General features: G+C 43.4%; 17 protein-coding genes. 9 read left to right on the top strand and 8 right to left on the bottom strand.

The features are described from left to right. Positions 1-81 precede the first annotated feature (81 nt). From H9625_RS07435 to trxA, 3 genes are all read left to right on the top strand, one after another. Entirely contained in the window at positions 82-318 is a 237-nt protein-coding gene (locus H9625_RS07435; RefSeq protein ID WP_022039378.1) for a hypothetical protein, read from the top strand. 24 nt (positions 319-342) lie between these two features. After that, entirely contained in the window at positions 343-942 is a 600-nt protein-coding gene (locus H9625_RS07430) for an OmpH family outer membrane protein (protein ID WP_022039379.1), read from the top strand. A 178-nt stretch (positions 943-1,120) separates the two neighbouring features. Then, entirely contained in the window at positions 1,121-1,417 is a 297-nt protein-coding gene (gene trxA, locus H9625_RS07425) for a thioredoxin (protein ID WP_022039380.1), read from the top strand. A gap of 3 nt (positions 1,418-1,420) precedes the next feature. Here the strand turns inward: trxA and H9625_RS07420 are convergent, their stop codons facing one another. After that, positions 1,421-2,800, bottom strand: a complete 1,380-nt coding sequence (locus H9625_RS07420; protein WP_191763705.1) for an MltF family protein — start codon at positions 2,798-2,800, stop codon at positions 1,421-1,423. After that, positions 2,797-3,408: a uridine kinase gene (udk, locus tag H9625_RS07415; protein ID WP_191763703.1), complete on the bottom strand. Its 612-nt coding sequence runs from the start codon at positions 3,406-3,408 to the stop codon at positions 2,797-2,799. Before udk ends, H9625_RS07420 begins: the two co-directional genes overlap by 4 nt. Before the next feature lie 257 nt (positions 3,409-3,665). On the opposite strand from udk, the gene H9625_RS07410 reads away from it, so the two are divergent. The 3 genes from H9625_RS07410 to tpx all read left to right on the top strand — a co-directional run bounded on the left by H9625_RS07410 (position 3,666) and on the right by tpx (position 5,067). Next, on the top strand, positions 3,666-3,968 hold the full coding sequence (locus tag H9625_RS07410) for a Dabb family protein (RefSeq protein ID WP_022039383.1): 303 nt from the start codon (positions 3,666-3,668) through the stop codon (positions 3,966-3,968). 7 nt (positions 3,969-3,975) lie between these two features. After that, on the top strand, positions 3,976-4,449 hold the full coding sequence (locus tag H9625_RS07405) for a PaaI family thioesterase (protein WP_022039384.1): 474 nt from the start codon (positions 3,976-3,978) through the stop codon (positions 4,447-4,449). A 111-nt stretch (positions 4,450-4,560) separates the two neighbouring features. Further along, a complete protein-coding gene (gene tpx, locus H9625_RS07400) occupies positions 4,561-5,067 on the top strand; it encodes a thiol peroxidase (RefSeq protein WP_022039385.1) in 507 nt (168 codons plus the stop codon). A 72-nt stretch (positions 5,068-5,139) separates the two neighbouring features. Here tpx and H9625_RS07395 read toward each other — a convergent pair whose 3' ends face one another. The 5 genes from H9625_RS07395 to H9625_RS07375 all read right to left on the bottom strand — a co-directional run bounded on the left by H9625_RS07395 (position 5,140) and on the right by H9625_RS07375 (position 11,853). After that, complete coding sequence (locus H9625_RS07395; protein ID WP_022039386.1) at positions 5,140-6,204, bottom strand: mannose-1-phosphate guanylyltransferase; 1,065 nt, start codon at positions 6,202-6,204, stop codon at positions 5,140-5,142. A gap of 252 nt (positions 6,205-6,456) precedes the next feature. Beyond that, positions 6,457-7,929, bottom strand: a complete 1,473-nt coding sequence (xylE, locus tag H9625_RS07390; RefSeq protein ID WP_022039387.1) for a D-xylose transporter XylE — start codon at positions 7,927-7,929, stop codon at positions 6,457-6,459. Positions 7,930-8,047: 118 nt separating this feature from the next. Then, the gene (xylA, locus tag H9625_RS07385) at positions 8,048-9,364 is read right to left on the bottom strand and encodes a xylose isomerase (protein WP_022039388.1); all 1,317 of its coding nucleotides are present in this window, start codon (positions 9,362-9,364) and stop codon (positions 8,048-8,050) included. Between the two features lie 251 nt (positions 9,365-9,615). Continuing rightward, positions 9,616-11,103 carry a xylulokinase gene (locus H9625_RS07380; RefSeq protein ID WP_022039389.1) on the bottom strand — a complete coding sequence of 496 codons (1,488 nt, stop codon included), beginning with the start codon at positions 11,101-11,103 and terminating at the stop codon, positions 9,616-9,618. Positions 11,104-11,115: 12 nt separating this feature from the next. Further along, positions 11,116-11,853 (bottom strand): NUDIX hydrolase, encoded by a 738-nt coding sequence (locus tag H9625_RS07375; protein WP_191763701.1) that lies wholly within the window; start codon positions 11,851-11,853, stop codon positions 11,116-11,118. 464 nt (positions 11,854-12,317) lie between these two features. Here H9625_RS07375 and thiD point away from each other — a divergent pair, with 464 nt between their 5' ends. The 3 genes from thiD to H9625_RS07360 all read left to right on the top strand — a co-directional run bounded on the left by thiD (position 12,318) and on the right by H9625_RS07360 (position 15,007). After that, on the top strand, positions 12,318-13,151 hold the full coding sequence (gene thiD, locus H9625_RS07370) for a bifunctional hydroxymethylpyrimidine kinase/phosphomethylpyrimidine kinase (RefSeq protein WP_191763699.1): 834 nt from the start codon (positions 12,318-12,320) through the stop codon (positions 13,149-13,151). Positions 13,152-13,289: 138 nt separating this feature from the next. After that, the gene (gene fabD, locus H9625_RS07365; RefSeq protein ID WP_013618893.1) at positions 13,290-14,174 is read left to right on the top strand and encodes an ACP S-malonyltransferase; all 885 of its coding nucleotides are present in this window, start codon (positions 13,290-13,292) and stop codon (positions 14,172-14,174) included. Positions 14,175-14,263: 89 nt separating this feature from the next. Next, positions 14,264-15,007: a hypothetical protein gene (locus H9625_RS07360; protein WP_191763697.1), complete on the top strand. Its 744-nt coding sequence runs from the start codon at positions 14,264-14,266 to the stop codon at positions 15,005-15,007. 533 nt (positions 15,008-15,540) lie between these two features. Here the strand turns inward: H9625_RS07360 and H9625_RS07355 are convergent. Then, positions 15,541-15,735 carry a hypothetical protein gene (locus H9625_RS07355; RefSeq protein ID WP_158100131.1) on the bottom strand — a complete coding sequence of 65 codons (195 nt, stop codon included), beginning with the start codon at positions 15,733-15,735 and terminating at the stop codon, positions 15,541-15,543. Between the last annotated feature and the right edge of the window lie 43 nt (positions 15,736-15,778).

The following is a 15,778-nucleotide window of genomic DNA, read 5'->3' as shown; positions in this document are numbered from 1 at the left end:
GGATACTCCCCGCTTTTTTCAAGGACAAACATCCAATTTCGATAACAAAAAGTATATCTTTGCAGCACAAAATTAATAGAAATGCTTAAGACTATCCTCTTTACTGTGTTAATAGTTGCTATCAGCATAGCACTATTCTCTGTAAAGATACTCTTTACAAAAAACGGAAGATTCCCTAATACCCACGTCAGCGGCAACAAGGCGTTGCGTAGGAAGGGTATCGGGTGCGTACAATCGCAAGATCGCGAGGCAAGGCAAACGAATCCGCATGCCATTGCCGAACGTATGCCTAACGGAAAAGAACAGGAAAACAATTAATAACTAAGATACTGAAAAAACATGATGAAAAAAATGAAGTATGTCCTGAATGGATTTTTGGCATTGGCTCTTGCGCTGATGTTCACACAATGCACTGACAAGAAAGCAGAGAATGGAAACTCGACGGAAATTACAGCTACCGTACCGGGAAGTATGAAAATAGCATACGTCGAAATAGACTCATTGCTGACTAAATACAAGTTCTGGAACGACCTGAACGAACAGATGATTCAGAAGGAGGAAAATATCCGTACTACCTTGAACGAAAAAGCCAAAGATTTGGACAACGATATGCGCGAATTCCAACGCAAATTGGAAAACAATGGTTTTGTAAGTCAAGAGCGTGCCGAACAAGAAAGAGTACGTATTGTCCAAAAACAGCAGAAATTGCAAGAACTGCAAGAAAAATTAACCAACGAACTACAGACAGAAAACCAAAAGAACAGTTTGCAATTGCGCGACTCCATTAATTCATTCCTGAAAATCTATAACAAAGACAAAGGATATAGCCTGATTATCAGCAATACCGGATTCGACAATCTGCTGTATGCAGACGACGCATTCAACATCACCGATGAAATTGTTGAAGGACTGAACGCCCGTTACAATCCGAGCAAGAAATAAACTTTTTTATATACAAAGACGAGGCACGACTTGGAAAGAAGAACATTCTCTTTCCGGGTCGTGCCTCATCTTTATCAAAAAATCCCCGGTTCCTACCGAACAAAACAAGAACCGGAAATGTTATAATAACAGATACATTCGCCCAATCAGACTATGACCCACTAAAAGCATTACGATTATGGAAACGTTTGCAGATTTAGTTACATCATCCACTCCTGTACTGGTAGACATCTACGCAGAATGGTGTACACCTTGCAAGGCTATGACACCTATCTTGAAACAACTGAAAGCAATGCAAGGAGATGCCATCCGGATTATCCAAATAAACATCGACAAGAATCCTCAAATAGCCCAGCATTATGCAGTACACTCTGTGCCTACACTTATGATATTCAAAAACGGCAAACAGCTATGGAGACAAAGCGGATTTGTGAACATCCATGAACTAAACCAAATCATCGAACAATTCAAATGATGTTTACCTTTTGATTTTCTTTTTGTAAAGGTCGGCACGCCCCATTACATCACGCACAAAATTATAAGTTTCCGTACCACGGAAATAACCGTTTTTACAAACCGGATCCTGATAATATTCCTCATTGCTCTTCAGCAAGATATAATGGTCTACATGGTGCTCCCACCGATAAGGGTCTTTTCCATATTTCTTCGCCAAAGCCATGGCATCGGTTATGTGTCCTGCTCCTGCATTGTAAGCCGCCAATATGAACTTCACCTGCTCATCCTTGTCATCCACCTTCCGGAAAATATTCTGCAACTGGGCTATATACTTTACCCCTCCTTTGATACTCTCTTCCGGGTCTTGCTCCTTGCCCCTTGGAATCCCCATAGCATGAGCCGTAACAGGCATCAGCTGCATCAGTCCTTTAGCACCGGCCCACGACACTACATCCGGATTGAAATTCGATTCCGTATAAACCAATGCTGCAAGCAACCGCCAATCCCATCCGATTTCTTTAGCATACTTACGGAACAAATCATCGTAATGCGATATCTTTCCATCCTTCACCGAGAGGATAGAACCATGCACCGGCTGCTTGTTAAGTTCAAAATAACGGCGTGCACTTGCCTTGAATTCCGGTGAATTGATATTTTCCTTGTGCCATTTATCTGCTGCCTGGGCAAGCAAAGGCGATGTTTTACGTACTGCCCACGAAGCACGCTGGTCGAAACTGACAACCAGCCTGATATCCAAGTTAGAATAATATGTACGGTTTATCTTTGCCACTTCATTGGTAGCTACGGTATAATCTATCTTACCTTCAGCCACCTGCGTAATCAAATCCTCGGTCGACAAGCTGTCCGCATCTACCAAATGAATACGTATGCCTCCTCCCAGCTCTTCATTCAAATGAACCAGACGTTCATAGTACTTTCCGGGACTTACATACACATCTTTGTCAATTAACTGGGTCACATCTTTCACTGCATCTCTACCTCTGCGTTGTACTACGACCTGATGCGTAATATTCTCCTCACCACAATAAATCAGACTGTCTTTCCACGCCTGTGTAATATCCAGATTATAAGCTATGAGGTCGCCTTTACCTTCCAGCAGGCATCGCACCATTTCCGAAGGATTGTTCACCACCTTCAGCTTCATTTTCAATCCCAGCGACTGCACGAACTGCTGTGCCAACTCATATTGAAATCCCATCGGTTCGCCCCGATAATTGAAATAGGAAGTAGAACTGTTGGCAGTAAGCACCACCAGTTCTCCACGTTCTTTAATGACAGGCAAATCAACATTCGCCTCACCTCCTGCCGACTGCCTGCCACTACAAGCTACCGACAGCCAACATATCAGTCCTATCCAACTCCAGAAAACAACTGTTTTCATCGGCCAATGATTTTTTCTATATATAGCTTCAGTATCTCGATAGCCTTCCAGTTGTGTCCACCTTGTGGAACAATCAAGTCTGCATATTGCTTGGCTGGTTCAATAAACTCCTGATGCATCGGTTTCAGCACCTTTACATACCGGTCCATCACGGCTTCGGCTGTACGTCCGCGCTCAATCACGTCCCGCTGGATAACCCGGATCAACCGTTCATCCGAATCTGCATCCACAAACACCCGCAAATCCATCAAATCCCGCAAGCGCTTATCACTTAATGCCAGAATACCTTCGATTATCACCACTTTACGCGGTTCTATATGAATGGTTTCAGGTTGTCGTGTACAAGTCAGATAAGAATAAACCGGCTGTTCTATCGCTTTTCCCTGCCGGAGCATCTCCACCTGTTTCGACAAAAGTTCCCAATCGAATGCATCAGGATGGTCGAAATTTATGTTCTGGCGTTCCTCTACAGGTACACGGCTGCTGTCCTTATAATACGAGTCCAAAGGCAATAATGCCACTTCGTTGGCAGGCAAACTATCGACTATACTTTTTACGACTGTTGTTTTTCCGGAGCCTGTTCCTCCGGCAATACCGATGATAATCATGCTTTACTGGTTTTTAGATGTGGATAATTTGCACAAATATACACATTTTTCTCCTGCCCGCATCAAAAAAACGTTTTTTCAGCATATTTTATACCTTGAATTTACAAGAATGAGACATTGGCTGAATGAGGACATCCATGAAAAATAAAATCCATAAATCCGAAATGAAAAAAGCCCCTTGAAACAATCGCCGTAATCCGGAAAATACTTACATTTGTAGCAATAGACACAAGCATAAATTTTAAAACTTTTACATCATGGTAAAACATATTGTATTATTCAAGCTGAAAGAGACACTGACACAAACCGAAAAACAAGACGTTATGCACCGCTTCAAGGAAGCCATCGAAGCCTTACCGGCCCGCATACCGACTATCCGGCACATCTTTGTAGGACTGAACATCAATCCGGATGAAAAATGGGACATCTGCCTGGAAAGTGAATTTGACACACTGGAAGATATGAAAGCCTATTCGATTCACCCCGACCACCTGGCTGCTGCCGGAATCCTGAATGGATACAGACAAGACCGCGCCTGCACAGATTATATCATCAATTGACAAAGTTATGAAAAAAATTATCAACCCATGGGAAGGCATGAAGGGATATAACTGTTTCGGATGTGCTCCGCAAAATCCTTCAGGACTGAAAATGGAATTTTATGAAGATGGAGACAGTATCGTCAGTTACTGGAAACCTGATGAAAAATACCAGGGATGGCTGGACACACTGCATGGAGGCATCCAGGCTTTATTGCTCGACGAAACATGCGGATGGGTCGTCATGCGTAAACTACAAACCGCAGGCGTCACTTCAAAAATGGAAACCCGTTACCTGAAACCAGTACATACCACTGACAAGCTGCTTACCATCCGCGCTTCCATCCGTGAGCAACGAAGAAACATTATCACCATCGAAGCAACCCTCACCAATGAAGCAGGCGAAGTATGCACACAAGCCGTCTGTACCTACTTTGCCTTTCCACGTGAAAAAGCCGAACACGAAATGCATTTTCATGAATGTAAAGTAGAAGGAGAATAAAAAGAACTATTCGAAAAACATAAAAATAGCAAAAAGCATAAACTTGCACAACCAAAATCGAGGTTCTTTTGTTAACTTTACATAGAAGTTTAATTGATATACAAAGTAAATATGGCAAAAACAGCATTTCAAGGAAACCCTGTCACCCTGGCAGGTGAATTTGTAAAAACAGGAACGCAAGCTCCTGATTTTTCACTGGTAAAAGGGGATTTAAGTAGTTTCACCCTGGCAGACACCAAAGGGAAATATGCCCTGCTGAACATCTTCCCCAGCATGGATACAGGAGTATGCGCAGCATCGGTACGTAAATTCAACCAACTGGCAGCCCAAATGAGTGATACCATTGTATTGGCAATCTCGAAAGACCTGCCTTTTGCCCAAGGACGGTTCTGTACGACAGAAGGCATTGAGAACGTCATTCCACTATCAGACTATCGCTATACGTCCGATTTCGGAGAAAAATATGGCGTACTGATGACTGACGGTGTATTGTGCGGACTACTGGCACGGGCGGTGGTTATCATCAATCCGGAAGGCAAAGTAGTTTATACCGAACTGGTACCTGAAATCACCCAAGAGCCTGATTACGAGGCAGCCCTTGCCGCCCTGAAAGGCTAAATCCATCACTGCGGATTACACGGATAAAATCTCATAAGCAGATTTTTTATCTGTGTAATCCGTAGTGTTTTTTTATTCTGCAGCAAATTCCTTGATGCGCTGTTCTTCACTCAAGCGGCAAATCAGCAGACGGTCATTTTTTTCAGCAACGATGTAACCGTCAAGTCCTTGTACCACCACTTTCTTTTCTTCGGTAGTATGTACAATGCAATTACGGCTTTCGTGCAAATGAATGTTTTCTCCGATGCATACATTATTATGAGCGTCTTTATGCAAGTTATCGTGCAACGATCCCCATGTACCCAAGTCACTCCAACCGAATGAAGCCGGGAACACATAAATTTCTTCTGCTTTTTCCATGATGGCATAGTCGATAGAAATGTTTTCGCACGTAGGGAAAAGCTTGTCTATTTTCTCCTGTTCCACCTCTGTATAATAATAAGGCAGCAATCCTTCGAAAATGTTCGACATAGTAGGCTGGTACACCCGAAAAGCATTGACGATGGTGCTGACATTCCAAATGAATATACCGGCATTCCAGAAATAATTTTTCCGTTGTAAGTATCGTTTGGCCGTTTCCAAATCCGGTTTTTCCTTGAATGCATCTACCCGGTAGATTTCTTTATTGGAAGGACATGCCATAGAAAGATCACCTTCAATATATCCATATCCTGTTTCAGGACGCGTAGCCTGCATACCCAGAGTGACAATGGCATCAGAGTCGGCCGTAAACTTCAAAGCAGAATTGACTACCCTTACAAACTCACGCAAATCCATCACTATGTGATCACTCGGAGTAACCACTATATTTGCCTTGGGATTCTTCGCTTTGATTTTCCAACTCACATACGCTATACATGGAGCCGTATTTCTACGGCAAGGTTCTAATAAAATATGCTCGGGATTAATATCTGGAAGCTGTCCTTTCACCAGCTCTGCATAAGCCGCCGATGTGACAATCCACATATTTTCCACTCCGCACACATCACGAAAACGTTCAACCGTAAGCTGAAGCAACGTCTTTCCACATCCTAAAACATCAATGAACTGCTTGGGGAAATCAGTAGTACTCATCGGCCAGAACCGACTTCCCACTCCTCCTGCCATAATGACGACATGATTGTTATTCGAATTCATACTGAATTTATTATTTTAAATCTCAGTTGCAAATATATGTATTTTAATTTCATTAAGGCCATATTCAACAATTTTTTATCTCTTTTTCCAACGCAAAGTGTTATCAAACATAAGAACCTGACTGCTCCTTCTTTATCATAACAGAAACGATGCCATAAAAGCATTTCACCTGAAAAAAAACAAAAGGAGTTAGAAGTAAAATGTAAAGACTTCTAACTCCTTGAGATTATTTCCTGTCCGGAAAAGCCGAAATCAGCGTTTCCGTTTCCAAAGATTACTCATATCTTCCAGTGTCTTTCCCTTGGTCTCCGGAACCAGCCTCCATACAAACAGCGCAGCTATAATACAGATAGCCCCATAAAGACCATAAGTAAACCAATGTCCGAAATCAGGGTCATTGCTTGTCTGCATATTGAACATGGGGACAAACGAAGCACTCACAATCCAATTGAATATCCATTGGAAAGCCACGGCAATGGCTACAGCAGCTCCCCGAATCGTATTAGGAAATATTTCTGAAATGAGCACCCAGCAAATAGGTCCCCATGACATCATGAATGAAGCGCTATAAACCATGATGCTCAACATCGTCACCAGCTCCACACCGGCATGTCCGAAAGTAAACGCTACCCCCAAGGCACCGATAGCCATCCCGATAGAACCTGTGATAAGCAAGGGTTTACGTCCCCATTTTTCAACCGTAAAGATAGCAATAAGCGTAAACAGAATATTGACAATACCCATGATAATGGTTTGCATCATAGGATTCGCCATACCCATGTCATCAAAAATTCGCGGAGCATAATAAAGCACAGCATTGATACCTACAGCCTGCTGGAACACACTCAACATAATACCGACGAAAATAACAAGTACACCGTAAGTAAATACTTTCTCGGTTTTTTCCGTAATGGTATTTCTTATCTCGTTCAGAATGTTATTCCCTTCCGTCTTTCCATTGATTTTACAAAGCACGGAAAGTGCTTTGTCATCTTCTCCAGCCATGACGAGGTAACGCGGAGTCTCGGGCACAAAACAAATCAGTAAGGCAAATAACCCTGCCGGTACAGCTTCACTACCAAACATATAACGCCATCCGGTAGATATGGTCCACGGATCACTTCCTGGAGCCACAGCATTGATGCCCTGACCGATAGATTCTATAACAGGATTGGTATGATCGCCCAGAATAAAGAAATTCACCATATATACGACCAGCTGACCAAAAATAATGGCAAACTGATTCCACGATACCAATGTACCTCGGATATTAGACGGAGCCACTTCAGCGATGTACATCGGACAAATTGCAGAAGCAAGCCCTACCCCTACTCCTCCTATGACACGATAAATATTAAAAGCGATAAGCAACGGATAAGTCGGCACCCCATGCTCGAAAAACAAGAATTCAGGTACCATCGAGCCCAATGCAGAAATAAAAAACATGATACCGGCAAATATCAACGATTTTTTCCGGCCCCAATTCGAAGCCATATAACCAGAAACAGCACTGCCGATAATGCAGCCAATGAGCGCGCTGGCACATGTAAAGCCGTGCCATCCATCCGTATATACAAAATCTTCCGCTCCCAAGAAGAATGCCTGCAATCCTTTTTCCGCACCCGAAATGACTGCTGTATCATATCCGAACAGCAACCCTCCCAACACGGCTACAAGCACAATCGTAAAAAGATAAGTTTTACTTCCTTTTTCGGCGTAATCCATGATATAAAAACAAATAAGGTAAAGAATGAAGAACAAAAAAAATGAAGAACGAAGAATGAAGAACCGGGGGTACATCCGCCTATTCTTCACTCTTCATTCTTAATTCTTCATTCAACTATCAGCAATACATATTCACAATAGCTTCATACAATTCTTGCTTGCCGCTAGTCTGTTTCGGTTCGCCTACGGTCTTGGCGTATGCCACAACATCTTCCAGCGTCAGCTTGCCTTCTTCAAATTCTTTGCCCTTACCAGCATCGAACGAAGCGTAACGGTCTGCCAGCATCTTCTTGTATGGAGATTCTTCCAGCAATTTGGCTGCACTCAGCAGAGCACGTGCCATTACATCCATACCTGCGATGTGGGCGATGAAGATATCTTCCAGGTCGGTAGAGTTACGACGGGTCTTGGCGTCGAAGTTCGTACCGCCGTTGCCCAGACCGCCGTTTCGGATAATCTGCATCATGGCCTGGGTCAGTTCGTAGTTGTCAATCGGGAACTGGTCGGTATCCCATCCGTTCTGGTAATCACCGCGGTTGGCGTCGATAGAACCCAGCATGCCGTTGTCTACAGCTACGCACAATTCATGTTCGAATGTATGACCAGCCAATGTAGCGTGGTTTACTTCGATATTTACCTTGAAGTCCTTGTCCAGATTGTGGGCCTTCAAGAAACCTACTACAGTTTCAGTATCCACGTCATACTGATGTTTTGTCGGTTCCATCGGTTTCGGCTCAATCAGGAATGTACCGGTAAAACCTTTAGCACGTGCATAGTCGCGAGCGATGGTCAGCATTTGTGCCAAGTGTTCTTTTTCACGTTTCTGGTCGGTGTTCAGCAACGACATATAGCCTTCACGTCCGCCCCAGAACACATAGTTACTACCGCCGAGTTCGATTGTTGCATCAATGGCATTCTTGATTTGAACACCAGCACGTGCTACAACATCAAAGTCCGGATTGGTAGCAGCACCGTTCATATAACGTGCATGACCGAATACATTAGCCGTACCCCACAACAGTTTGATGCCAGTTTCAGCTTGTTTCTGCTTCAGATAAGCCACCACTTCTTTCAGGTTAGCTTCATATTCTTCAATTGTATCGGCTTCATCGCAAAGGTCTACATCGTGGAAGCAATAATACTCGATGCCCATTTTCTGCATGAATTCGAAACCGGCATCCACCTTGTCTTTGGCAGCTTGTACCTTATCAGGATTTCCTTTCCAAGGGAATTTCTTTGTTCCACCACCGAACTGGTCGCCACCTTCTGCACAAAGAGTGTGCCACCATGCCATAGAAAACTTCAACCAGTCTTTCATCTTCTTACCCATTACGACTTTTTCAGGATCATAATAACGGAAAGCCATCGGGTTCTTGCTTTCTACACCTTCGAATTTGATTTTACCAATACCAGGAAAATACTCTTTTGTTGCCATAGTTTTATTTGTTTAAAAGTTAATGTATTGAGTTTGTGAGTTTTTAAGTTTTTAAGTTTATGAGTTTTTAAGTTTATGAGTTTTTAAGTTTGTGAGTTTTTAAGTTTGTGAGTTTTTAGCCTCCTTGTGTTTTCGCACCTTCTGTAGAGACGATGTGCACATCGTCTCTACGATGATGATACCAACGAATGCACACATAATGCCCAAAGAAGCATTAACTAAGAAACTAAAAAACTAAAGAACTCAAAAACTCAAAAACCTACCTTATGCATGCATTCCAGCCAACGTTGGTAGGCATCTTCGTATGCCGATTTATTAGCCGCATCCGGTTCGATGACAGCCAGCTTATCCAAGGTAGCAAACGCCTCATCATTATTCTTATAAATGCCTGCGCCCATACCTGCACCTTTTGCTGCACCTACCGAACCATCGGTATCATAAAGTTCAATAGTCGCACCGGTCACTCCAGCCAGCGTATTGCGGAATATCGGGCTAAGGAACATATTGGCATGCCCGGCATGGATTTTTTGTACATCCATTCCCATATTCCTCATGATGTCGATGCCATACTTAAACGAGAAGACAATACCTTCCTGTGCCGCACGGATGATATGGTTGCGCGTATGCAGATTAAAGTTAATGCCATGGATAGAGCATCCTGTTTCCCGATTCTGAAGCATACGTTCCGCTCCGTTACCGAAAGGAAGGATACTGATACCACCTGCCCCAATAGGTGCCTGAGCAGCAAGGTCGTTCATTTCAGCATACGAAACACCTGCGGGTACTACCGTACGCTTCACCCATGAATTCAGTATACCCGTACCGTTAATGCAAAGCAATACACCCAAACGAGTCTGGTCTGCCGTATGATTTACATGAGCAAACGTGTTCACACGTGATTGAGGATCGTAATTAACCGAACCGTTTACACCATAAACGACTCCCGATGTACCTGCGGTAGAGGCAATCTCACCCGGATTGAAAACATTCAGAGAAAGTGCGTTATTCGGCTGGTCGCCCGCACGGTAGGTCACCGGAGTTCCTTCTTTCAATCCTAATTCGGCGGCGGCAACGGCGGTCACTCTTCCTTGTTCGGAAAAAGTAGGACGGATATCAGCTATCAACGAACGGTCGAAACCATAATAATCAAGCAGGAACTGAGCGACATCGTTTGCCTGGAAATCCCAAAACATACCTTCCGACAAACCAGAAACGGTAGTACAGATTTCACCAGTCAGACGCATGGCAATGTAATCGCCCGGCAGCATGATTTTATAAATCTGCGAGAAGACATCCGGTTCATTCTCCTTAATCCACGCCAATTTCGAAGCGGTAAAGTTACCCGGAGAGTTCAGCAAATGCGAAAGACACTTCTCTTCGCCCAATGTCTGAAAAGCTTTCTCCCCATAAGGAACAGCACGCGAATCGCACCAAATGATAGCCGGACGAAGCACTTGCTGCTGTTTGTCTACACAAACCAAGCCATGCATCTGATAAGAAATGCCGATAGCGGCAATTTCTTCTTTCTTTGCCCCGCTTTCATTCATAATAGCTTCTGTAGCCAACTTCAAGTTAGCCCACCACATTTCCGGCTTCTGCTCAGCCCATCCCGGATGAACGGCGATAATTTCCGCTTCCGTTTTCGGATAGAAAGCCGAAGCCACACATTTACCTGTCCCGGCGTTTACCAAACTGGCTTTCACCGAAGAACTACCAATATCATACCCTAACAAATACATAGTACAGTACGTTTATTTATGTTTATTATATATCTTCCTGTCAAAACGATAATACCGTGCGGCACGATGCGCAACTCCCTTTTCCTTTTCCTCCAATGGAACCACGTACGGCAACAAAGCGATTTTCTTATGGAAATTACGCACATCAAACTCTTTATCATACACCAGCTGATAAAGCACGCGCAACTGGGCTGCCGTAAATTTACGGGGAAGCAAGTCAAACATCACCGAAGGCGAACTTTCCACATAATGGCGGAGAACCACCAGCGCATCTTTGAGGACACGCAAATGATCAAAAGCCAAACCCTTCACCTCCGATACCGGCATCCAGCAAGCATCATAAGTAGCCGAAAGATTCGTGCTACGGCGGTCTATCTTCAACAACGACAAATAGGCAACGGTTACAATCCGTCCCACCTTATTTTTCGTTATCCGGTGAAAATGTTCCAGCCACAACACATCCCGTGGATCCGACGTACGGTCTTTCGAACCGTAAGTCTTGAATTGATTCATCCGGATATTCTTCAAACCCGTCAATTCCGTAAGCACCCGTTTGGCCGCATCGTCCAAATCCTCATCAGCATAAATCAGACTCCCCGGAAGCTTCATGTCGTTATATCCACTCCCTGCACCCTTGCCGATCTGCCGGACTAAAAGCACACGGAACTGCTCACCATCAAAACCTATCACCACGCAGTCGACCGACACGTGAACGTCTATTATCTGGTTATTTCCGGTTTGCTTTTCCATGAGTATTTTTCTTTGAACACTGCAAATATAAACACTTTTTGCATACGTTGTACACAAATACATAAATTATTTATCATGTTATTAAACATTATTCTTCAAACAAATAGTTTTCGTACATCATACAACAACCATGCATTGCTTTATCGTATCAGATACAAAAAGGGTAAAAGACCGCTTCCGGCTCCTTGCATTCTGCTTTTCAGCCGGCTCTGTTTATCCCGCCAACAGGCTATATTTCCCGGCAAAGCCGTCTTGTTTTTATATTCCATGGGCTGGAACGTACATTCCAGCCCATGGAACATACGTTCCAGCCCGTGGAATATATGTTCCGGCTGGCGGAATATAAAACATACCTAACCGCATAAGACATATCACACACCCAGACAGACGTTTTAAAGCAGGTCCGAACAAGATAACGGGAAATTTCCTACCTTTGCAACCTGAATCATCCAGACACCAGAGACATGAAACACTACCCATGCATATTGACCATCGCCGGTTCCGATTGCAGCGGAGGAGCCGGCATACAGGCAGACATCAAGACCATTTCTGCCTTAGGAGCCTATGCGGCAAGCGCCATAACCGCCATCACCGTACAGAACACCTGCGGAGTAACAGGCATCCACGCCGTGCCTCCCACCTATATCCAAGGGCAAATCCAAGCGGTTATGACGGATATCCCACCTATATCCGTAAAGATAGGCATGCTGAATGACGCCGGAACCATCCGTGCCATAGCCGAATCCCTGCACAGGTTTACACCTTATTATAAATACATCGTGCTCGACCCCGTCATGGTCTCAACCAGCGGGTGCAAGCTCATAGAAGACGATGCCATCGAGGCACTGACCTCCTTGCTGATGCCCCTCGCCACCCTTATCACGCCCAATCTGAGCGAAGCGGAAGTGCTGACGGGAAAACGCATCGCCACGATACCCGACATGGAAAAAGCCGCAAAAGAATTGCTCGCCTTCGGAAGCCAGGCGGTCCTGGTCAAAGGCGGACACCTGAACGAGGCGGAGATGTGCGACGTGCTATATATAAAAGGAGAAGACCGGCCTCACCTGTTTTCTTCACCCAAAATCGAAAGCCGCAACACGCACGGCACCGGATGCACCCTTTCCTCTGCCATTGCCACGTATCTTGCCTTGGGAGAACCCTTGGAAGAAGCGGTCCGGAAAGCCAAGGCATACGTCTATCAAGGTATCTTGTCGGGAAAAGACGTGCATATCGGAGAAGGGCACGGACCGCTGAACCATTTCTTTGCACCGGTTCCCCTAAGGGTAAATGAAGAATGAAGTATGAAGAATTGGCTTATGTATTCCCTCTCCGCACGGAATTGGCAAACGCCGAACGTTGTTTCTTCATTCTTCCTTCTTCATTCTTCATTAAAATCACTATCTTTGTCCCAAACATTAACTTAAAAAACAATCGATATGAAAGCATTTGTATTCCCCGGCCAGGGAGCACAATTCGTAGGTATGGGAAAAGACCTTTACGAGACCTCTCCACTGGCGAAAGAATTATTCGAGAAAGCGAACGAAATCTTAGGATACCGCATTACGGATATCATGTTCAACGGCACTGACGAAGATTTGCGCCAGACCAAGGTGACCCAGCCTGCCGTATTCCTGCACTCGGTTATCTCGGCATTGTGTTTAGGCGATGAGTTCAAGCCCGAAATGACCGCCGGACACTCATTAGGCGAATTCTCGGCACTGGTAGCTGCCGGAGCCTTGTCGTTCGAAGACGGATTGAAACTGGTTTACGCCCGTGCCATGGCGATGCAGAAGGCTTGCGAAATGCAACCCTCTACCATGGCGGCTATCATCGCTTTGCCCGACGAGAAAGTGGAAGAAATCTGTGCACAGGTAAGCCAGGAGGGCGAAGTATGTGTAGCGGCCAACTTCAATTGCCCGGGACAAATCGTCATCTCAGGTTCTATCGAAGGCATCAACAAGGCTTGCGAACTGATGAAAGCAGCCGGAGCGAAACGTGCCCTTCCGCTGAAGGTAGGCGGTGCTTTCCATTCTCCGTTGATGAACCCAGCTAAAGTAGAATTGGAGGCGGCTATCAACGCCACGGAATTCCATGCACCGAAATGCCCCATCTACCAGAATGTAGATGCCAGACCGCATACAGACCCGGCTGAAATCAAAGCTAACTTAGTAGCCCAATTGACCGCATCGGTACGCTGGACACAGACTGTACAAAACATGATTGCCGACGGAGCCACTGAATTCGTAGAATGCGGACCGGGTGCCGTATTGCAGGGATTGATTAAGAAAATCAACAAAGAAGCGAACGCACACGGGATCTGAGAAAAATAAGGAAGAATCTTGCATACATCACAAAACTCGTATGCAAGATTCTTCCATTTTATGATTACATCTAACAATCTTCTTATTTTATGAAGAAAATCTCTCATCCCACCATTACTTTCCTCGCAATAACCACTCTTGCTTTAACCATCACCGGATGGTGCTGGAATCAGTTATCCCCTTTCTTAAGCGGCATTTTTGTATTTGACATCAAAGAATATTTCAAGACATCATTCTATGGAATCATTTTATGCACCATCTGGTTATATACTACACGAAAAAGACATAAAGAAACAATAAAACTTTTTCACGCGAAAAAAGAAAGGATGAACCAGGGTTATCAATCCCTTCAAAAAGAATTAAAACAAAAAGAAATCCAAATCGAACAATTACAGTACAAACTCACCTGCCAACAATCTGATATTAACAAAAAAGCGACTTTACAAAAAGAGTTAAGAAACTTAAACGCCCAGCGTGACATTCTTTTACAAGAAATCATACAACATTCAGATACCCGCACTAAAATAGAACATATCCTTAAACAAAAAGGACATTCCAAAGAAACACTATCCGAAAAAGATTGGAGAAGCCTTGCCAACGAATTAGACCAAAAAGACATCATACTACAATATAGCAACCAATTTTGTTTCACTCCAAGTGAACAAAATTATTGTTATCTATTATTGACCGACTATTCAGCTACCGATAGAGGAAAACTCCTACAATTAACCAGACAAACAGTATACCGTAGAGAACATGATATTCTAACCAAATTAGGCGAAAATTATGAAGCTGGAAAATTGAAAAACATTGTCCGGAAATGGGTAAATTAAAACAATAAAAAGACCTAAACAAACACACATGTTCATATACGTAATGTAAATGTTACACTTTTCTACGATATTGTTACACCTGTAACAGCCTCATTCACAAAAAGGTTATCTAATTTTGCATTGTCGAAAAGGACCAAGACACAACACTTTATTATGCCTCTTTTCGCCACATTAAATGAAAAATTAGGAACAATCTCTATAACCTTTAAAAACGTAGAAATTATGAACAACAAAAAATTTATAAGAAAAAACGAAATCACATTTTACTTGCTATTTATAGTATTATGGCCTATTTTTTCTTCAATATTTCAATATCTATCGAATAACCATATTTCTATATCAGAAATAGCCATACAAACTTTAATAATAGCAGTTATTATGCCAATTATTATTCTTATTGGACGATTTTTTTAAAATTAAATAACATTTATGGAGATTGTTCCTTTTCACAACAGACGGTTAAAAAACAACCAATGACTCGTAGAAGTGTATCGCATACACCCCTACATAAGAATTGCAAAGGCGCAAAATCTTCACTCCTCCTGCACCTTTGCAATTTTAGAAGCTGTTTTGAATTTCTCCAAAAAGTTTTTCTTGGCTTGATGTATCCTTTTTCGTGTGTGCTTTGGGCGATTTTTTGGTTCTTTTCGCTCCTGTTCTTCGTCAGATAGCCCGCTATCTTCCTCATCACAGAAGCGAAAATGCCTCAAAAACTCATCCCAAATCATCGCACGATAAATTCAAAACAGCTTCTACATTTGCCGCATAAAT

Origin of the sequence: Phocaeicola intestinalis (assembly GCF_014837065.1) — a bacterium.
Classification (GTDB): Bacteria; Bacteroidota; Bacteroidia; order Bacteroidales; family Bacteroidaceae; genus Phocaeicola; species Phocaeicola intestinalis.
This window is presented reverse-complemented; position numbering and strand designations above follow the sequence as displayed.